The organism is Bradyrhizobium sp. USDA 10063, from assembly GCF_054063735.1.
Genome location: NZ_JBSSGP010000002.1, coordinates 6,475,598 through 6,495,700 on the forward strand (window position 1 = coordinate 6,475,598; position 20,103 = coordinate 6,495,700).

Sequence of the window (20,103 nt, forward strand, 5' to 3'; positions counted from 1 at the left end):
TGCTGATTGGCGCAGGATTACCAGGTCTTCCAAGGCGCTTGACCGCTCGCCCACATCTCTTCCAGTTCGCGCTTGTCGCGGAGCGTGTCCATCGGCTTCCAGAAGCCTGAATGCCGGAATGCGACAAGCTCATTGTCCGCAGCCAGGCGCTCCAACGGGCGGCGTTCGAATATCGTCGCGTCATCTTCTATGTATCCCAGGACGCGCGGTTCGAGCACGAAAAATCCGCCGTTGATATAACCCATTTCATTGTCGGGCTTTTCGTGGAACCGTTCGACGCTTCCGCTCGAGCCAATGTCCAGGATGCCGAAGCGGCCAGGCGAAGGAACCGCCGTTATCGTCGCGATCTTTCCGTGCGATTTGTGAAATTGCAGGGTTTCAGCGACCTTCAGGTCCGAAACACCGTCGCCATAGGTGAGGCAGAACGTCTCGTCGTTGATATGCGCAGCCACGCGACGCACCCGACCGCCTGTCATGGTCTCGATGCCGGTATCCACCAGCGTCACGCGCCATTTCTCGTCCGAGCGTCGATGATATTCGACCTTCTGCTGTCCGAGATCGACCGTTATGTCGGACGTCTTGATGAAGTAGTCCGAAAAGAACTGCTTGATCATCGCGCCCTTGTAGCCGCAGCAGATGACGAAGTCGTTCAGGCCGGCCTGCTCGTAGATTTTCATGATGTGCCAGAGGATCGGCAGTCCGCCGATTTCGACAAGCGGCTTGGGGCGCGTGTCGGTTTCTTCGGACAGCCGGGTGCCGAGACCGCCGGCGAGAATGACGACCTTCACCTTTGAGCCCCTTCGTTGTTGGCTGGAACGGGATTCTCGGCGCATGTGGGCGGCACGTATGACGGCGCGCCGCACTCCGTGGAAGCGGACGGCGAATGTTCAATGGCGCGTTCGACGATGCTCATCGGATGTCCGCGCACATTGTCGAACACGCGTCCCAGATATTCCCCGATCAGGCCGGCGACCGCTGCGTTGACACCCAAGGTGAGGAGCTGAAGGATAACAAGCGTCGTGAAGCCGGGACTGCGCTCGCCGAAGCCAAACAACCAAAGCACAGCGTAGGCGAGCCCGATGAACAAGGAAAGCCCGCACAGGGTGAAGCCCGCCAGCGCAACGAACTGCAGCGGCTTGGTCGATTGACTGGTCACGCCATCCATTCCCAGCGTGAGCAGTTTGATGAAATTGAATTTGCTCTGTCCCTGGGTACGCACCGTTCGCGCGTAGGGAATTCCGACCGAGGGATATCCGAAGGATGCGATGAGCCCTCGCAAATAGGGGTTGCGATCGGTCACATGTCGCAGATGCTCGATGATGATGCGATCGATCAGGCGGAAGTCGCCCGCGTCAACCGGAACATGAAACTCGGTGATGCGGTCGATGAATCGATAGAACGCCCTGCGCGCCAGGCGCAACACGAGGCTCTCGATACGCTGGATCCTCACGCCGTAGACGACCTTGAATCCCTTTTCCCAATACTCGAGAAACTTGAGAATCATCTCGGGCGGATCTTGCAGGTCGGCATCGATCTGGATCGCGGCCGCGCCGCGGGCATTGAGAAAGTTTGTCAGGATCGAGCGCTGGAAGCCGAAATTGCGCGAGAGTTTCAGCACGCGCACGCGCGGATCACGAACAACCTCTGCCTCCAGCAGAGCGAGAGTCCCGTCCTGGCTGTTGTTGTCGGTGAAGAGAAATTCGAAATCGTAGCGGTCGGCGACGCTGTCGGCGACCGCTCGCAGCCGCGCCATGAGGTTCGCGATATTGCCTTCCTCATTGAAGACGGGAATCGAAATCGTAATGAGCGTACGTGCCGATCTATCGACATCGTTCATGGTCGCTCCCTCGTCGTCAATCTTCCGTCGACGCCATCATGTGATGAACCACGCTCGGTAGGCCGACTTCCATGGGCAGCCGTGGCCGCCAGTCCGTGAAAGCATTGCGCGCGGCTGTCGATCCGACAAGGAACGAGACCTCGTCTGGATGCGCTGGCCGCTCCCCGAAGCCCAACAAGTGATCGCAATGGCCGATGATCCCGGCCACGGCGCGCGAGAACTGCGCGACACTGATGGGGGAACCGGAACAAAGGTTAAGTGCTGTCCCAACATTGTGGTCTCTAGCAGCAACCGCAAATGCGCACAACCCTTCGACGACATCGTCGAGATGCAGATAATCTTTGATGTGAGATCCAGCCGAGAGTGGAACCTGCTGGCGGCGTGCCAGATGATGAACGAGGCTTGGCAGCAGCCGTTGCTTCTTCTCGCCAGGTCCATAGACGTTGAAGATGCGGGCGACGATCAGCGGCGGGCCGCCTTCGCGCGCCAGGGTCAGGAGGGCCCGACCGGCCGTTGCCTTGCTCGCGCCATAGACGACGTTGTCGTTGTCCTCCCGCGATTCAAGTGGATCGGTCTCCAGTCGGAGTGTCCGGCCCTCCTGCGGAGCATACTCGGAACACGTTCCCGCCTGCAGGAAAATTCCGCAGCCGGTCTCGCGCGCATGGAGAAAAAGAGACTTGGCGGCATCGACATTGACGCGGCGGGCGAGGATGCGTTCGCGACAAAGCCCGTCCACCGATCGGTCGGCAGGGCGCGTCACGCCATAGGCGGCCAAATTGAACACGATGTTGAATTGCCGACCCTTCAATGCTGCCGCGATTTGCGCATCGGCATTGTCGGCGCTGAAATCTGCGATCAATACGTCTCGGGAGCGATCGATTGGATCTCCTTGCCGCTGGAGCAGCGTCACCTGCGCATTATGAGCCAGAAGGCGGGATGCGAGCCGCTGCCCGATGAATCCGTTCCCACCCGTGACCAGGACCGACTGGCCGGAAAGGCGGTCAATGTAGGGAGAGATGAAGTCCCTGCTGGTGATCAATCATCTGCCTCCATTCAACGACGCTTTGACGTCAGCCTCGTTCGCTGGCTGGCAATGCACCGATCGGTCTTGAAGCCCTGCGCGAACTTCGTCAGCTAGGCTCCGGCTTCCTGCAGCGCCATGGCGCGGTGGCGTTCGAACAGCCAATCAATTTGCTGCAGGCCGACCGTGCGCCGGGCGGTGCCGCGCGCAGCCGCGCGATACCAATCGATCGTCAAGCTGATGGCGTCCTCAAAGTTCACGGAAGGCTGCCAGCCGAGCTGATCGCGCGCCTTGGCACAATCGAGCTGGAGATGTCCGGCTTCGTGAGGTTGCTCGCCGCCGTCGACGGCCCACGATACGGGCTCTCCCCAGTGATGCGCCAACCGCTCGACCACCTGCCGAACCGGAACATGGCTGTCGGGAGCCGGACCGAAGTTCCAACCCGACGCATAAGTCTGGCCGTGCTGAACCAGATGTTCGGCGAGCCGCAGGTAACCGACGATCGGATCGAAGACATGCTGCCAGGGCCTGACAGCGGCGGGGAATCGAATGCGCAGCGTCTCGCCGGAAGAGAAAGCCCTGATGGCATCCGGGATCAATCGGTCACGCGCCCAATCTCCACCGCCGATCACATTGCCGGCGCGGACGGAAGCGATGGCCGCGTCGTCGGCCCGGTAGAAGAAGCTCCGGCGATAAGCACTGGTGACCAGTTCGGCGCATCCCTTGCTGTTGCTGTAGGGGTCATGTCCGCCGACGGGATCAGTCTCGCGGTAACCTTGAACGCGGCCGTCATTCTCATAGGATTTGTCGCTGGTGACGATGACGGCGGCGCGAACGCTGGGACAGCGGCGGATAGCCTCGAGCACATGCACGGTTCCCATGACGTTGGTCGCATAGGTCTCGACCGGCTCGGCGTAAGAAAGCCGCACAAGCGGTTGCGCCGCCATGTGGATCACGATCTCGGGGCGGGCCTCCTGCATCGCATTGGATACGCAGTTGAAGTCGCGGATATCGCCGATGCGGTGATCGATGTCCTTTTCGACGTCGCTCGCGACGAACACGCCGTCGCGATGCTCCGGCGGCAGCGCAAGGCCGAAAACACGGGCTCCCATCGCGTTCAGGAGCATGGATGCCCAGCCTCCCTTGAAGCCGGTATGTCCCGTCAGGAAGATGCGGCGGCCGCGCCAGAATTCCGCCTCGATCACCAAGCTCTCCATGTGGCTGCGCCGCTACTCGCCGAGCTTCGGGGAACTTGCGGTCGCGCAGCGTATCCGTCGGGTGCCAGAATCGCTGGCGGAAAATTGAAACCAACATTGTTGGGCAATTTTGCGAACAATGTGTTCGCGGCGCGGCAGCAGCGCGCGTGGTCCAGCCCCGCGAAAGCCTGCTCGTTTCGCGATCGCCCTTAGCTCCGCGACACTTGAGCCGCATCGAACGCCGATCTCGCCGTCGCAATGTCTGACTGGCTCTGCTCCGCCCACGTGACGAGATGGGCCAGCGGCTCGAGCAGGGATGCGCCGAGCTCCGTCAGTCCGTACTCCACGCTTGGCGGCTTGGTCGGGAACACGCGGCGCGTGATCAGCCCGTCCCGCTCGAGGTCCCGAAGCGTCTGCGTCAGCATGCGCTTGGAGATGTCGGGGATCGACCGCCGGATCTCGCTGAAGCGGTGCGGCCGTTGCGCCAGCACGATCACGATCAGCGTGGTCCATTTGTCGCCGAGACGATCGAGGATGCCGCGTACCGGGCAAAGCGCGAGGTCGAACTCGCCGCTGCTCCAGCTCTGGAAGCGCTGGGCCAGACACTCATGGGCTGACCGAAGGTTATTTGCGCGTAACCCTGTCACCAAAAACTGCCTCCTTCCGCGATCTCCGGCGGCCTCGTATCTAGGCTTGGTCTACATTCTAGACCAGGAGAAGGAACGTGACAATTTCTGAACGTATCGCCATCACCGGGGCAACGGGCCAGTTGGGCCGCCTCGTCATCACCGAGCTCTTGCGGATCGCCCCTGGCGCCCATCTGATCGGCATCGTCCGCAATGCCTCCGCCGCCAAGGACCTCGCGGAGCGTGGCGTCGAGCTTCGCACCGCCAATTACGAAGACCCCGCCGCCGTCAGGGCCGCGCTCGCCGGCGCCGACAAGGTGCTGCTGATCTCGTCGAGCGAGATCGGGCAGCGTGTTCGGCAGCACGGCCATGTCATCGATGCGGCGAAGGCGGCGGGCGTGAAGCTGCTCGCTTACACCAGCATCCTCCATGCCGATACGAGCCCGCTGGCATTGGCGGAAGAGCACCGCAAGACGGAAGCGCTCATCCGCGCATCCGGCGTGCCCTTCGTATTTCTCCGCAACGGCTGGTACACCGAGAACTACACCGGCAACGTCGCCGCCGCCGTCCAGCACGGCGCTGTGCTGGGCTCTGCAGCGGATGGCCGCATCTGCCTCGCCGCACGCGCCGACTACGCCGTGGCTGCGGCGGTCGTGCTCGCAAGCCGCGAGAATCAGGCGGGCAGGATCTACGAGCTTGCCGGCGACAGCGGCTATACGCTCGCCGACTATGCCGCCGAGATCGCAAGGCAGTCCAGCAGGCCCGTCGTGTACAAGGATCTGCCGGAGGCCGATTACAAGGCCGCGCTGGTGTCGATCGGCCTGCCGGAAGCCTTCGCGGCGCTTCTGGCGGACAGCGACGCCAAGGCAGCGAAAGGCGCGCTCCATGACGACTCCAGGCAATTGAGCGCTCTCATCGGTCGCCCGACGATGCCGATGGCCCAATCGGTGGCGGCAGCGCTCGCGCGATAAAAGCCCGGGTGGAGCGTCAGCATAACCCGGGTTACCTCGCAAACGTTGTTGCAGATGTTCCCGGGGTTACGCGTTCCGCTTCACCCGGCCTGCGAAGCTGTTTCGACCTGAGTTTCGAGACCATACCTGCCGGGCGTTTTATTGCGCTGTGTCAAACGATTGCCGGCCGGCCTGGCTAGGGTCGCCTCCGGACTTCCGGAGGTATCATCTTGAACAGTGCCCCTGACCTGACCGTGGATGACGGGGAGGCCCGCTCGCTGCATCCGCGTGGCGCGTGGACGGTTGCCAATGTCGAGATCCTGGAGCGGCTGTGCGCGGGCATCCAGCCGCGGCTTGCGCATGGCATCCGCAAGATCGACCTGAGCGGGATCACCGCGCTCGACACGGTGGGCGCTTGGCTGATCGAGAAGCTGGCGCGCGGCGAGCCTGCGCAGGCGACCGAGGCCGAGATGACCGGCCTCTCCCCTGATTATTCCGGATTGATCGGCGAAGTGCGGAAACTGAACCGCAGGCCGCCGGCTCCCGCGCGGCGTACGAACGCGCTCGCCGATCTGCTCGAGCGGGTCGGACGCGGCATCATTGCCGAGAGCGCGGTCTTCCTCGACATGCTCGGCAGTGTCGGCATCGCGCTGTTCCGGACGCTGCGCCATCCGCGATCGTTTCGTTTCACCTCCACCGTGTATCAGCTCGGCCAGGTCGGCTGGCGCGCGATCCCGATCATGGCGCTGATCACGTTCCTGATCGGCGCCATCATTGCCCAGCAGGGCATTTTCCATTTTCGCAAGTTCGGCGCCGATTCCTATGTCGTCGACATGGTCGGCATCCTGGTGCTGCGCGAGCTCGGCGTCCTGATCGTCGCGATCATGGTGGCCGGACGTTCGGGCAGCGCCTACACCGCCGAGATCGGCTCGATGAAGATGCGCGAGGAGATCGACGCACTCACCACCATGGGCCTCGATCCTGTCGAGGTCCTGATCCTGCCGCGCGTGCTGGCGCTGGTGATCGCGCTGCCGATCCTCACCTTCCTAGGGTCGATGGCCGCGCTGTACGGCGGCGGGCTCGTCACCTGGCTCTATGGCGGCATGAGCCCGGCGATCTTCATCGCGCGGCTGCATGAGGCGGTCTCGATCAACAGTTTCGAGGTCGGCATGATCAAGGCGCCGTTCATGGCGCTGGTGATCGGCCTGATCGCCGCGAGCGAAGGGCTGCGCGTCAAGGGCAGCGCGGAATCGCTCGGGCAGCAGACGACGTCCTCCGTCGTCAAGTCGATCTTCCTGGTCATCGTGCTCGACGGCCTGTTCGCCGTGTTCTTCGCCTCGATCGGAATGTAGCCGTGACCGAAGAACGTATCGCCATCCACGTGCAGGACCTCGTCGTCGGCTTCGGCCGCAAGATCGTGCTCGACCATCTCAGTCTCGATGTTCGCCAGGGCGAGATCCTCGGCCTGGTCGGCGCCTCCGGCGGCGGCAAGTCCGTGCTGATGCGCACGATCATCGGATTGCTGCCCAAGCGCGGCGGCATCATCGAGTTTGCCGAAAACGGCGCGAGAAGCGGCGTCCTGTTCCAGCAGGGCGCGCTGTTCTCGGCGCTGAGCGCGCGGCAGAACGTGCAATTCCCGCTGCGCGAGGCCGCGCATCTGTCGCCATCCTTGCTGGACGAGATCGCCAATGCGAAACTCGAGATGGTCGGCCTCACCGTCGACGACGGCGACAAGTTTCCCTCCGAATTGTCCGGCGGCATGGTCAAGCGCGTGGCGCTGGCCCGCGCGCTCGCGCTCGATCCCGCGCTGCTGTTCCTGGACGAGCCGACGTCCGGATTGGACCCGATCGCCGCCGGCGAATTCGATTCCCTGATCAAGACGCTGCAGCGGACGCTCGGCTTCACCGTCTTCATGGTCACCCACGACCTCAACACGCTCTACGCGGTCTGCGACCGCGTCGCAGCGCTGGCCGACGGCAAGATCGCCGCGCTCGGCCCGCTGAAATCGGTGCTGGAATCCGACCATCCCTGGGTGAGGGCCTATTTCCACGGCGCGCGAGCGCAAATGCTTCATCTCAACGCTTAACGGAACGACATCAATGGAAACGCGCGCACCTTTTATCGTTGTCGGCGCCTTCGTCCTGGCGGCGATCGTCGCCGTGTTCGGCTTCGTCTATTGGCTCAACAACACCGGCGGCATCGGCAAGCGCGAGACCTACCAGGTCGTCTTCAATGGTCCCGTTCCCGGCCTGCTGGTGGGCGCCGCAGTGCTGTTCAACGGCATCCGCGTCGGTGAAGTCACCTCGCTCGAATTCGTGCCCGACCGGCCGCGCGACGTCCATGCCACCATCGCCGTGCTCGAGCACACGCCGGTTCGCGCCGATACCAAGGTCGGCCTCGATTTTCAGGGCCTGACCGGCGTACCCGTGGTGGCGCTGGAAGGCGGCGAGCGGATCGACGCGCCGCGCGTGCAGGGGCCGCTGATCGCGGAGAAAGGGGCGGGGCAGAGCATGACGCAGGCCGCGCGCGATGCGCTGCGCAAGGTCGATGCGGTGCTCAGCGAAAATTCCGGACCGCTGCATGACGCGATCGGCAATCTCGGCACCTTCGCCGATGGGCTCGCGCGCAACACCCCGCGCCTGGACAACATCATCGCCGGTCTCGATCGAACGATGGGCGGCGGCGCCGCTCCCGCGCGCAAGGCGGTCTACGACCTCAGCCCCGCCAGCCGGTTCGATGCGCCCATCCGTCCCTTCAAGGCAACGCTTTCCATCGCCGAGCCGACGGCGATCACTGCCCTGCAGACCCAGCGCTTCCTGTTCGCGGGCGAGGACAATCAGGATTTTGCCGACGCGCAATGGAGCGACGCCCTGCCGCAGCTCGTGCAGGCGAAGCTGCTGCAGAGTTTTGAGAACTACGACATCGTCCACCCGCCGTTCCGGCCCGACGTCGCGCCGGAAGGCTCGTCCCGCCTGCTGCTCGACCTGCGCCAATTCGAGATCGTCACCGCGCCGCAGCCGCACGCCGCGATCGCGCTGTCCGCCAAGCTCCTCGATGCATCGGGACATCTGCGCGCCGCGCGCGTCTTCCAGCAGGAGGCGCCGATCGAGGCGTTGGCGCCGGCGGCGGCCGCAAAGGCCTTCAACGCAGCGTTTGACGCGCTGGCGCGGGAGCTCATCTTATGGACCGCGGCCCATTCTTCCTGAGGCTTCAGCGCGCCGCATCACCAGAGGTAGCGCACCGTGCCCTTGCCGGCGAAGCTGCGGGTGACGTCGGAGAACTCGCCCTCGAAGGTCGCGGCAGCGGACCATCCGTTGCGCCATCTCACCTCGGCCGATGCCGTGGTTAGCGCTGCATCATGCGCCTGCGCCGCGCCGTTGACCACGAAGCTTGCGCCGGGCAGCGCCTGGAACGTCGCGGATATATTGCGATCGGGGTTGAAGTCGTGCGCCCAGGCCGCGCGGCCGCGCAGCGTGAGCATCGCGTCGTTGAGTACGAATGACTTGTCGGCGCGCAGGCCGAGCTCACTGCGTGCGGCGGTGACGCTTTTCGAGGCGTAGCTCAGCGCGAAGGCATTCGTGCCGAAGATCACGCTTTCCGTGTAGGCCGGCAGGTCGAAAGTGGTGAATTGGCCCGCCGCATAAGGCGTAAGGCCGACGCTGCCGGTCCACGGCGCGACGAAGCGATAGCCGCCTTCGATGCGTCCCGAATACGCATTGGCATTGAAGCGCGCCTGCAGACGGTCGGCGCCGGCAATGGTGACGGTGCGGTCGGTGCTGATGTCTTGCCAGCCATAGGCCAGCGCGCCGGTGACATAGGCCGGGCCGACATTGTGCCGTACAAAGGCGCCCGCCTGGAACAGATCGGAGCGGCCGGTCCCGCCATTGGCAACGCTGAAGCTGGTGCCGCCACCCGCGAGCGCGAAGCCCGCAACCGTATACGGCGAGAACCAGTAGTCGGCGCCGGCCGTTCCGCCGGCGATGCGGCTGGTGGTGGTGTTGGCGCCGAGCGCGGTGTTGCCTTCGGTGGTCTGGGTGCCGCCAAAGCCCGTGGCCCACACGCTCCAGCGCGGTTCATAGACCTGCGCCAGCGGCGCCTTCCGATGCATCGCGGCGTAAGCCTCGCGCTCGGCACCCGAGCGCTTGCGGCCGGTCGCGGCATAGGCACGCGCATCGCTGTCTTCAGCCGCATAACCCGCCGAGCCGCCGGACGGAAAACCGGCACCGTCGCGCCCGGCCACGAATGGATCGGTGAGCACGCCGAGGAACAGGTTCATGGCATTGAACGTGGTCTGCTGCGATCCGGTCGCGGTCTCGCCCGAGGCCTGGGTCAGCGCGTTGAGCAGGGGATCGCCGGACAGCGCGAACAGCGCGTTAAAGCTGGCCGGCAGGGATGCGACACCGACCAGCGCGTTGTCGATTCCCGCCGCGACGTTCTTCTGATTGATGGAGGCGGTGCCGGACAGGCCCGGCGACAGCAGCCCGGGATCGAGCGTCAGCAGCACGTCGTTGCCCACATAGGTCAGCCGCGCGTTGCGGGCAAAGTTGGCGGCGGTGAGGAATTCCGCACCGGAGAAGGTGCCGCTCACGGCGCCCGCGGTCAGGACGGTATAGGTCGTGGTCGCCGACAGCCGCGTCTGCGGATCCACCACCATCTTGCCGGCGAGATTGGCCGTGCCGGTGACGATGGTCTTGTCAGCGCTGGTGCCGGACACCTGCACCAGGTAGGTCGACGCCGCGGTCAACGTCAGGCTGCTCGCCGTCAGCGTGCCGATCGAATTGCCCGGCGCCAGCGTGCCGCCATTGATGAGCGTGGTGCCGACGATGCCATTGCCGCCGAGGGTACCGCCCGCGTTCACGGTGAGACTTGCCGCCGAGGAGAGGTCGCCGTTGACACTGAGCGTGCCGCCATTGAGGTTGACGGGACCGGCAAATGTGCTGGTGCCGGTGAGCGTCCACATTGAGCTGTCGATCTTGTTGAAGGTGCCGAAGCCCTGATACTGCGCGGCGGCGCTGAGCTGCGAGACGTCGAACGTCGCCGTCCCCGTGCCGCCAAGCTGGAACGTATCACTGCCAGCGGCGAGCACATTGCCTGTGATGGCCGAGCCGGGCAGCAGCGTCAGCGTGTTGCCGCTGCCCGCGAAACCGATCGCCGCCGTGCCGCCGCTGATGGCGCCAGCGTTGACAACCGACGAGCCGCCTGCACCGCTGAAAATCCCGTACTCTACGCCGGTGATGCTGGCGCCGGCGTTGTTGGTCACCGCCACGCCGTTTTGACCGGAAATGGCGTAGCCGCTGCCGCCAACGCCACCGGAGATGGTGCCGGAGTTGGTGACAGCGATAAAACCGCTGTTCGCAACAATTCCGAATTTCCCGCCGCTGATCACGCCGCTTGCGTTGTTGACCAGCGTCGCGCCATGGTCGGCGATGATCGCGGCACTGACGGCGGACGCCGACCGAACGGTGATGCTGCCGGAGTTCGTGATGTTGGCGGTGGCCGTGGCTTGAATTCCGTAGTGTCCGCCGATGATGCTGCCGCCGGCGTTGTTGATCACCGTCGCATCGGTGCCGGCGTAGATGCCGGAGTTGACCGTGCTGGCGATGCTGCCGGAATTGGTCACGTTGGCCGACCCGACGGCAACAATTCCGTACTGGCCGCCGGTGATGCTGCCGCCGGCGTTGTTGATTACCGTCGCGTTGGTGTCAGCGTAGATGCCGTAGACCGCCGTGCCGGTGATGCTGCCGGAATTGGTGACGCTCGCAAAGCCGCCGCTGGCGAAAACTCCGGAACCACCGCCGGTGATGCTCGCACCAGCGTTGTTGGTCACCGTCGCATCGGTGGCGGCGTAAATGCCGTAGGTTCCAGTACCGGTAATGCTGCCGGAATTGGTGACGTTGGCGCTTCTGCCGGCCTGAATTCCGTACAGGCCGCCGGTGATATTGGCGCCGAGATTGTTGGTGGCTGTCACATTATCGAGCTGAGCGCGAACGCCGTACTCAACGCCGCTCACGCTGCCGGAATTGGTGAGATCGACTGATCCAGTCGCGAAAATCGCGTAGGTCCCGCCGGCGATGCTGCCGCTGGCCGTATTCACCACCGTGGCGTTGCCGAATGCGCCGACCGTCTGACCAGCGCCCGGGCTTATTGTGGTGACGCTAAGGCTGCCCGAATTGGTGAGGACGGCATTGCCGCCGGTCCGGATTGCGATGACAGTTGCAATGACGCTGGCGCCCGCGTCGATGACGAATGTGCCGTCACCCACGTTGATGCCCGAGGCGCCGCTGGACGCCACCGTCGCGCCCGTCTCGACCGTGACGTGAACCCCGGTTTCAGTCCCCGAGCCGTAGGGCCCGGACACGCCGGTGCAGGTCGCGATCACATTGTCGGCCGCCGTGGGCGTGCATGCGGCATTGGCCGTGGGAGCGAACATGACCAGCCCCAAAACGCCAGCCGGCGCCGACCAGATCGCACGCCGAGACAACCCCCGCCCGAGATGAAAACGCACGCGCGCCCCCGCCTGCTCTGCGGCGCCCGGCCTAGTTTGCAATTCGCCGGTCTCGCGCCGTCGTCAATTACCTGCGCGTCACGGCCCCCCGCAACGCCAAATCCGGGTGAGTCAATAGCACCGATTTCAGTGCTCGTTGTGCACAAGAACGATGTTGCTGCCGCATAAGAAGGCAGTCCTCACCGTGAATCAATATTTTTTGGCTGAGTGTTGCTGGGAGTCCACGGTCGATATCGGTGAGGGCTGGATATGCAGCCGAAACGTCTCGCCAGGATTTTGTCGAAGCGGCGCCCACCCGGTTCGTAGTCCTTGTCCGCAGCGCTGCGCCCAAAAGAAAGGGACCTCGTCCACTTGCGCCGCTAACGCGCGACTGCAAACAATCGGACTCTTTCGCTAAGGCCCTTAAGGGGGTGGTAGCCTTCGTCGTTAAACCGAATGTTTGATCCTGCCACGAGGTCACGGACGGTATTCGAGACCAGGACCTGCCCGGGCTTGGCCATCGTCGCGACACGCGATGCAATGTGGACGGCGATCCCACTCAGATCATCATCGGCCATCTCGACCTCGCCTGTATGAAGGCCGGCTCTCACCTGCAGCCCAAGAGCTTCAATGCCTTCATTTATTGCTAGCGCGCACCGGATCGAGCGGGCAGGCCCGTCAAACGTTGCTAAAAAGCCGTCTCCCAAGGTCCTCACCTCGTGACCCCGATGTCGCAGAATTTCACGTCGCACGACGGCGTTGTGGCGATCAAGCAGATCATGCCATGCGCGATCTCCGATCGACTCGGCGCGGTTCGTTGAGTTCACAATGTCAGTGAACATGACTGTGGCGAGTACGCGATCAGCTTCAAGTGCTGACCGCGATCCCGTCAGGAACTCTTCAACCTCGTCCAAGACCCGCTCTGTGTTGCCAGTCCACAATGCATGATCAATGCCGGGCAGTTCGACGTATTTCGCGTTTGGAATATTCTTGGCCATGAAACGCCCGGCTTCAACATTGACCCGAACGTCCCCTTCTCGATGTACAATGAGTGTCGGTACCCGTATCGACGGCAGGATTGGACGAATATCAATTTCGCTGTTCATTCGCATCAGCGCGACCACGGCGGAGGGACTTGCACCGAGACGCTCGAAACGCGCCCAGGACTGTTTGAACGTCTCATCCGATATCATACTCGGAGCGAAGAGTACGAGACTCTCACCAGTCCCCCACGCCTTTTCCATGCGATCCAGCGCAGCTTCCATCTTGTCTGGAGGCAGGACCCATGAGCGGAAATGCCCATAAGCTCCATATAAAACCAAGGCGCGCGTGCGTTCTGGATATGTGGCAGCGAACAAGACCGACATCGCGCCACCTTCCGAGATGCCGAACAGCGCGGCCCGTTGTGAGCCGACCGCATCCATGACGGCACGAACGTCGTCCATGCGCTGCTCTAGCGTCGGCACGCCAACCGTCCTGTCCGATAGCCCAGTGCCCCGCTTGTCGAACATGATCAGCCGGGAAAAGCGAGCCAGGCGAGTCCAAACCCGCGAACGGTAAGGCTCGTCCCACGCGACGTCCAGGTTCGAAATGAACCCCGGAACGAACACAAGATCGAAGGGCCCTTCACCGACAACCTGATAGGCGATGCGAACGTCACCGCTCTTGGCATATTGGGTTTTCGGAACCATTGCGTCACTCCACACAAAGTGGCGTGATCGAGTTAACTCGATGTTCGCGGTGAGCAGGGTTCACGGGAATCCTAACACCTTGCCCTGGTATGTGGAAGCAAAAAGCTCGTTCGGCGCATGCGGTTTTCGCGACGCGCCGTCGCTTGACATGGATCATGCCGATCAATGCGGTGCCAGGTATCAGGAAACGTCAACGAGACGTATCTTCCCGGCATGCACAGAAAATCCTCCGACCCGACGATGCGCGAGGCACACCGGCAGACGGCGGCGGAGACGGTGGCCGCGCTGCATACGGATGCCGGGCGCGGCCTCAGCGGCGCGGAGGCAGCGCGGCGCCTGGCGCGCGATGGCAGAAATGAGCTGGATGCGGCGCCACCGCGTCCCGAATGGCTGAAGTTCCTCGATCAGTTCACCGACGTGCTGGTGCTTCTATTGATCGCGGCGGCGATCATCTCGATCGCGATCTGGCTGAATGAGCGCGAAACTGCGCTGCCGTACGAGGCCATTGCGATCCTTGCCATCGTGCTGCTCAACGCGCTGATGGGTTATATCCAGGAGGCCCGCGCGGAGCGCGCCGCGGCCGCCTTGCGTGAAATGTCCGCCGCGCGCTCCAACGTGGTCCGCGATGGCGAGCGGCGGAACATTCCGGCGGCCGAACTGGTGCCCGGCGACGTCATCGTCATCGCGGAAGGCGACACCGTTCCGGCCGATGCCCGGCTGATCGAATCGACCGCGCTGCAGACGGCGGAAGCCGCGCTCACCGGTGAGAGCCTGCCGGTGAGCAAGCACGTCGCCCCGGTGGCGGAGAAGGCCGAGCTGGGCGACTGGCACAACATGATCTTCAGCGGGACCACGGCGGTCTATGGGCATGGCCGCGCGGTGGTCACTGCCACCGGGATGCAGACCCAGATGGGCCGGATCGCCGGCATGTTGCAGGAGGCGCCACCGGAGAGCACGCCGCTGCAGCGGGAGCTCGCGCGGGTCGGCAAGGTGCTTGCGGTTACAGTCGTGCTCATTGCAGTGGCGATGATCGGCACGATCTTTCTCGTCAGCGACATCAACGGCTTCTCCGAGATTTTCGCCGTGCTGCTGCTCGGCGTGGCGCTGGCCGTCGCCGCGGTTCCGGAAGGATTGCCGGCGGTGGTCACCGCCGTGCTGTCGATCGGCATGCAGCGGATGGCGAAGAAGAATGCCATCATCCGTCGTCTCGCCGCCGTGGAAGCGCTCGGCTCGGCGACTGTCATCGCATCCGACAAGACCGGTACATTGACCAGGAACGAGATGACCGTGCGCCGCGTCGTGACGGCGAGCGGCTGCACCAATCTCTCCGGTACCGGCTATGCGCCGGAGGGAGACGTGCATCTTGTCGGCGATTCCTCGGACAAGGGCGCGTTGCAGTTTGAGCTTGAGCGCACGTTGACGGCGGCCGAGCGCGCCAACAATGCGTTACTGCAGGAACGCGACGGCATCTGGACCGTGCAGGGCGATCCGACCGAGGGCGCATTGATCGTGGCGGCCTGCAAGGCGGGCCTGCTCCCTGCCGCGCTTGACCAGCGCTTTGCCCGGATCGGCGAGATTCCGTTCTCGTCCGAGCGCAAATTGATGAGCACCGTGCACACGGATGCGGAGCGGCGCGACCGCTTGATTGCCGTGACCAAGGGCGCGCCAGATATCCTGCTCGCGCGCTGCACCCATGAACTCGTCGGACAAGACGCGGTCGCGCTCACCGAAGCGCGCAGGGCCGAGCTCATGGCGAGCAATGAAGCGCTGGCCGTGGAGGCGTTGCGGACGCTTGGCGTTGCGTTCCGCTCGCTGCCCGCGGAAACGTCGCAGCGTGATGCATTCGACGAGAATGTGGAGCAAAACCTCGTCTTTCTCGGCCTGATCGGCATGATCGATCCGCCGCGCGACGAAGCGCGCGATGCGGTCGCACGTAGCCGGGCAGCGGGAATCCGCCCCATCATGATCACGGGCGATCATCCCAAGACGGCTGCGATCATCGCCGCCGAACTCGGCATCATCGCGTCCGGCCAGCGCGCGGTTTCCGGCGCCGAACTGGAAGCCATGACGGAGCAAGAGCTCGACCGCACAGTGCGCGAGGTCTCCGTCTATGCCCGCGTCAATCCCAGTCACAAGCTCCGGATCGTGAAAGCGCTGCAGCGGGCCGGGGAGACCGTGGCGATGACCGGGGACGGCGTCAACGATGCCCCGGCGCTGAAGGCGGCCGACATCGGCGTTGCGATGGGAATCACCGGCACCGACGTCTCCAAGGAGGCCGCCGACATGGTGCTGGCCGACGACAACTTTGCCACCATCGTCGCGGCGGTCGAGGAGGGGCGCGCGATCTTCGCCAATATCCGCAAATTCCTGCGCTATTTGCTGTCGTCGAACATCGGCGAGGTCTTGACGATGTTCTTCGGCGTTGTGCTGGCGGACGGCATTGGACTTTCCGCCGTCGGCGGTGTCGTCGTGCTTCCGCTGCTGGCGACGCAGATCCTCTGGATCAACCTGGTGACCGACGGCGCGCCCGCCCTTGCCGTCGCGGTCGACCCGGCGGACCCGGCCATCATGCGGCGCCCGCCGCGCCCGCGCGACGAGGGCGTCATGACGCCACAGATGTGGGGCGGGATTTTCCTGGTCGGAATCATCATGGCATCAGGCACATTGCTGGTGCTGGACGCCTCGCTTCCCGGCGGCCTGATCGAAGGTTCAGGCACGATCGCCTATGGGCGAACCATGGCCTTCACGACGCTGGTGCTGTTCCAACTCTTCAACGTCTTCAACGCACGTTCGGACGAGCTCAGCGCATTCCATGGGCTGTTCACCAATGCCTGGCTCTGGGCGGCGGTGGCGCTTTCGCTGCTGCTGCACGCATTCGTGATCTATACGCCGTTCCTCCAGGAAGCGTTCTCGACCGTCAGCCTGAGCGTCGGCGACTGGCTGTTCTGTGCGGCGATCGCAAGCTCGGTGTTGTGGTTGCGCGAACTGAGCAAGGTCGTGATGCGGGGGATCGGCGGCCTTTCGAGCCCCCGATTGGCGCCCCGATAACCGGCAAACACGCAATGTAGCCGCAATCCAGCGGCTCTATGGAACCCGGTCAACTTGAATTGCCTGGGTCAGGGTGGTGCGAATACTTCTGGTTGAGGACGAAGACGAGATGGCGTCGGCCTTGTCTGCGGTCCTGAAAAGCTACGACATGCTCGCCGACCCGCGCGACCTCGCTGCTGGAGGCCGCGGAAATCATGCTCGCGGGCGCCTATGACGCGATCCTGCTCGACCGCAACCTGCCCGACGGCGACGGCATCAGCCTGATCCCGAAACTCCGGGCCAAGGCCATCCCGACCCCGGTCATCGTGCTGACGGCGCGGGGCGAATTGTCGGACCGCGTCACCGGCCTCGACACCGGCGCCGACGACTATCTGGCCAAGCCGTTCGCGGTCGAGGAATTGCTGGCGCGGCTGCGCGCGGTGTGGCGGCGGCCCGCCGACCTGCAGCCCGATATCGTCCGGCTGGGGCGGCTGAGCTTCAATCTGAACCACTGCGAGGCCGAGGTCGACGGCCGTCTGCTGGAATTGCCGCGCCGCGAATTGCTCGTCCTGCAAACCCTGATGCGGCGGATGGGGCGCACGGTCGTGCGTTCGTCACTCGAGGCCGCCGTCTATTCGCTCGACGAAGAAGTGCAGTCGAACGCGCTGGACACGCACGTCTCGCGCCTGCGCCGCAAGCTCACCGACGCCGGCGCCGGCGTCGAGATCCACGGCATCCGCGGCGTCGGCTATCTGCTGCGAGCGGCATCATGACGGCGATGAACACGGCCTCCTTGCGGTCGCGCCTGGTCCGCCGCCTGATCTCGCTGCAGGCGGTGCTGCTCGTCGCTCTTGTTGTGTTGGTCATCGCAAGTCTGTGGGCGTCCGGCTGCGTATATCGGCGCGACGAGGGGCGTGGCATCAACGTGCTGCGCGATGCGGTGGCGCGCAACGCCGACGGAACGCTGTTCCTGCACGAGACTTCTGCGCTCAAGGAATTGCGCGACGATACGCCGGATTTGTGGTTCGTGATCCACGACAAGGCCGGCCATTCGCTCTCCGAGGGAGATGTGCCGCCGGCGTTTACCCGTCTCGGCGGAACGCTCGGCGATATCGGCCAGGCCAAGTTCGGCTGGGACCGTGCCAAGGACGATTCGCGTCACCTCAGCGGGCAGATGAAACTGGTCGACACCGCGGCAGGAGAGGTGCAGATCATCGCCACCAGCGAGACCCGGATATCGGATGCGAAGTCGCTGCTGCAGATTGCGGTGGCGTTCTTCGGACTGACGCTGCCCGGCCTTGCCCTGATGGCGCTGGCGACGCTGGTCGCGACCCCGCTCGTGATACGCAATGCGCTCGCGGGCCTCGACGAAGCCGCGCATCAGGCCGGCGAGATCGACATCGACAAGCGCGGCGCCAGGCTACCGGTTGGCGCCGTCCCCACCGAGATCGCGCCGCTGGTGAGCGCCGTCAACGACGCGCTCGGACGGCTCGATGAAGGCTATGAGCGGCACCGGCGTTTTCTCGCCGACGCCGCGCACGAATTGCGGACGCCGATCGCAATCCTCACCACGCGCCTCGAAGGCCTGCCGCAGAGCATGGAGAAGGCACGCCTGATCGAGGACGTCTCGCGGCTGTCGACGCTGACCGAGCAGTTGCTCGATCTGCAGCGGCTCGAGCAGCGGCTGGCGCAATCGTCCGCCATCGATCTTGCGGGTCTCTGCGCGCAGGTGATCGCCGATCTCGCGCCGCTCGCGATCGCGGCCGGCTATGAGATCTCGCTGCAGCACGACGATGAGCGCATCGAGGTGTGGGGCGATCGCGGCGCGCTCGAACGCGCCGTCGTCAATCTGGTGCAGAATGCGATCCAGCATGGAGGCCATCGCGGCGCGATCGTGGTTGCCGTGAGCGCACCGGCGACGATCGAAGTCCGCGACCAGGGGCCCGGCATTCCCGCTTCCGAGCGCGAGCGCATCTTCGAGCCGTTCCACCGCCTGCAGCCGCAGACCCGCGGCGCGGGCCTAGGCCTCAACCTCGTGCGCGAGATCATCAATCTGCATCGCGGCGAAGTGACCGTCACCGAACGAAGCGGCCACGGCGCCTGCTTCCGCATCTCGCTCCCGCCGATCGCGCTCCCCGCCTTCGCCGTGGGCTGAGGAACCGCATCCACGATGTCGCTGCGCCCCCTCTCCCGCTTGCGGGAGAGGGCTGGGGTGAGGGTGCCTCCGCGTCGGGACTCCCCCAGCGGAGAGAGCCCTCACCCGGCGCTGCGCCATAGCCGAAGCTTCGCTTCGGCGTCTCTTAAGAACGGCCGCCAAAGGCGGCCTATGCCTCTCCCGCTTGCGGGAGAGGTGAAGCAGCGAGCTCAGACCTATCCCCTCACCCTGAGGAGCCTGCGAAGCAGGCGTCTCGAAGGGCGAGGCCACGAACCCATCCATCCCCTCACATCACGCAATGCTCTTGCAATGCCAAGCGCGGATGGTGAGCGCGTCTTTGATCCGAGTCGCATCTGGGGCGCGACTCGGTGCCGGGACAGCATGCTCATCATTGCAAGGTCATGGACTCATGTCTCACGATGCCACGTCGTTTTTTCTCTCCTGGCTGTTCAACCCGCGCCGGGTCGGCGCGGTCGCCCCGTCCGGCAACGCGCTCGCCGAGCTGATCACCCGCGAGATCACGCCGTCATCCGGTCCCGTCATCGAGCTTGGCGCCGGCACCGGCGTCTTCACCTACAAGCTGCTGCAGAAGGGAATCCGGCAGCAGGATCTCACAATCGTCGAATACGGCTCCGAATTCGTCCAGATCCTGCAGTTGCGCTTTCCCGGGGCGCGCGTGCTGTGGATGGACGCGGCGCGGCTCGGCACGGTGAAGCTCGCCGACGATTGCTCGGTCGGCGCTATCGTGAGCGGGTTGCCGCTCCTCACGATGTCGCCGCGCAAGGTGCTGTCGATCTTGAGCGGCGCGTTTCGCTACGTGCGTCCGCACGGTGCGTTCTATCAGTTCACCTATGGACCGAGGCCGCCGATCCCGCGGCCGATCCTCGATCGGCTCGGGCTGAAAGCCACGCTGGTTGGGCGCACCATGAGCAACCTGCCGCCGGCCTCCGTCTATCGGCTGGTGCGGCGCGCGCCGTCCCGTTTCTCGGCGCTGCGTTCTGGCGCGATCGAGGATCAGACGCAGGCTGATGACTTCGAGCTGCGGCCGCGATTGACGGTCGTGCCTTCAGTGCTGGAGCCGAGCTAGAGCATGATCCGATCGAGCTGAATCTTCAC

Annotated in this window: 14 protein-coding genes and 1 pseudogene; 8 read left to right on the forward strand and 7 right to left on the reverse strand. The window is 64.3% G+C overall.

Features of this window, described 5'->3' with window-relative positions:
- Positions 1-17: 17 nt before the first annotated feature.
- From rfbF to ACVJGD_RS32640, 5 genes are all read right to left on the reverse strand, one after another.
- Complete coding sequence (rfbF, locus tag ACVJGD_RS32620) at positions 18-788, reverse strand: glucose-1-phosphate cytidylyltransferase (RefSeq protein WP_456638054.1); 771 nt, start codon at positions 786-788, stop codon at positions 18-20.
- Positions 785-1,837: a glycosyltransferase family 2 protein gene (locus ACVJGD_RS32625; RefSeq protein WP_456638055.1), complete on the reverse strand. Its 1,053-nt coding sequence runs from the start codon at positions 1,835-1,837 to the stop codon at positions 785-787. The genes rfbF and ACVJGD_RS32625 overlap by 4 nt, the downstream gene beginning before the upstream one ends.
- A gap of 16 nt (positions 1,838-1,853) precedes the next feature.
- Complete coding sequence (locus ACVJGD_RS32630; RefSeq protein ID WP_456638056.1) at positions 1,854-2,876, reverse strand: NAD-dependent epimerase/dehydratase family protein; 1,023 nt, start codon at positions 2,874-2,876, stop codon at positions 1,854-1,856.
- 95 nt (positions 2,877-2,971) lie between these two features.
- On the reverse strand, positions 2,972-4,063 hold the full coding sequence (rfbG, locus tag ACVJGD_RS32635; RefSeq protein WP_456638057.1) for a CDP-glucose 4,6-dehydratase: 1,092 nt from the start codon (positions 4,061-4,063) through the stop codon (positions 2,972-2,974).
- A gap of 200 nt (positions 4,064-4,263) precedes the next feature.
- A complete protein-coding gene (locus ACVJGD_RS32640; RefSeq protein ID WP_456638058.1) occupies positions 4,264-4,701 on the reverse strand; it encodes a winged helix-turn-helix transcriptional regulator in 438 nt (145 codons plus the stop codon).
- A 77-nt stretch (positions 4,702-4,778) separates the two neighbouring features.
- Here ACVJGD_RS32640 and ACVJGD_RS32645 point away from each other — a divergent pair, with 77 nt between their 5' ends.
- From ACVJGD_RS32645 to ACVJGD_RS32660, 4 genes are all read left to right on the forward strand, one after another.
- Positions 4,779-5,651 carry an NAD(P)H-binding protein gene (locus tag ACVJGD_RS32645; protein WP_456638059.1) on the forward strand — a complete coding sequence of 291 codons (873 nt, stop codon included), beginning with the start codon at positions 4,779-4,781 and terminating at the stop codon, positions 5,649-5,651.
- A 209-nt stretch (positions 5,652-5,860) separates the two neighbouring features.
- Entirely contained in the window at positions 5,861-6,982 is a 1,122-nt protein-coding gene (locus ACVJGD_RS32650) for an MlaE family ABC transporter permease (RefSeq protein WP_456638060.1), read from the forward strand.
- Positions 6,983-6,984: 2 nt separating this feature from the next.
- Positions 6,985-7,716, forward strand: coding sequence for an ABC transporter ATP-binding protein (locus ACVJGD_RS32655; protein ID WP_456638061.1), 732 nt, complete (start codon positions 6,985-6,987; stop codon positions 7,714-7,716).
- Between the two features lie 13 nt (positions 7,717-7,729).
- Entirely contained in the window at positions 7,730-8,836 is a 1,107-nt protein-coding gene (locus ACVJGD_RS32660) for an ABC-type transport auxiliary lipoprotein family protein (RefSeq protein WP_456638062.1), read from the forward strand.
- A 17-nt stretch (positions 8,837-8,853) separates the two neighbouring features.
- Here ACVJGD_RS32660 and ACVJGD_RS32665 read toward each other — a convergent pair whose 3' ends face one another.
- Both ACVJGD_RS32665 and ACVJGD_RS32670 read right to left on the reverse strand, forming a co-directional pair.
- Complete coding sequence (locus ACVJGD_RS32665) at positions 8,854-12,060, reverse strand: autotransporter outer membrane beta-barrel domain-containing protein (protein ID WP_456638063.1); 3,207 nt, start codon at positions 12,058-12,060, stop codon at positions 8,854-8,856.
- A 434-nt stretch (positions 12,061-12,494) separates the two neighbouring features.
- Complete coding sequence (locus tag ACVJGD_RS32670; RefSeq protein ID WP_456638064.1) at positions 12,495-13,805, reverse strand: adenylate/guanylate cyclase domain-containing protein; 1,311 nt, start codon at positions 13,803-13,805, stop codon at positions 12,495-12,497.
- 213 nt (positions 13,806-14,018) lie between these two features.
- On the opposite strand from ACVJGD_RS32670, the gene ACVJGD_RS32675 reads away from it, so the two are divergent.
- From ACVJGD_RS32675 to ACVJGD_RS32690, 4 genes and pseudogenes are all read left to right on the forward strand, one after another.
- The gene (locus tag ACVJGD_RS32675) at positions 14,019-16,853 is read left to right on the forward strand and encodes a cation-translocating P-type ATPase (RefSeq protein ID WP_456638065.1); all 2,835 of its coding nucleotides are present in this window, start codon (positions 14,019-14,021) and stop codon (positions 16,851-16,853) included.
- A gap of 76 nt (positions 16,854-16,929) precedes the next feature.
- Positions 16,930-17,605 (forward strand): annotated as a pseudogene (locus ACVJGD_RS32680) (response regulator transcription factor).
- On the forward strand, positions 17,602-18,987 hold the full coding sequence (locus ACVJGD_RS32685; RefSeq protein WP_456638066.1) for a sensor histidine kinase: 1,386 nt from the start codon (positions 17,602-17,604) through the stop codon (positions 18,985-18,987). The pseudogene ACVJGD_RS32680 and the gene ACVJGD_RS32685 overlap by 4 nt, the downstream one beginning before the upstream one ends.
- A 409-nt stretch (positions 18,988-19,396) precedes the next feature.
- Positions 19,397-20,074 carry a class I SAM-dependent methyltransferase gene (locus ACVJGD_RS32690; RefSeq protein WP_456638067.1) on the forward strand — a complete coding sequence of 226 codons (678 nt, stop codon included), beginning with the start codon at positions 19,397-19,399 and terminating at the stop codon, positions 20,072-20,074.
- The last annotated feature ends 29 nt before the right edge of the window (positions 20,075-20,103 follow it).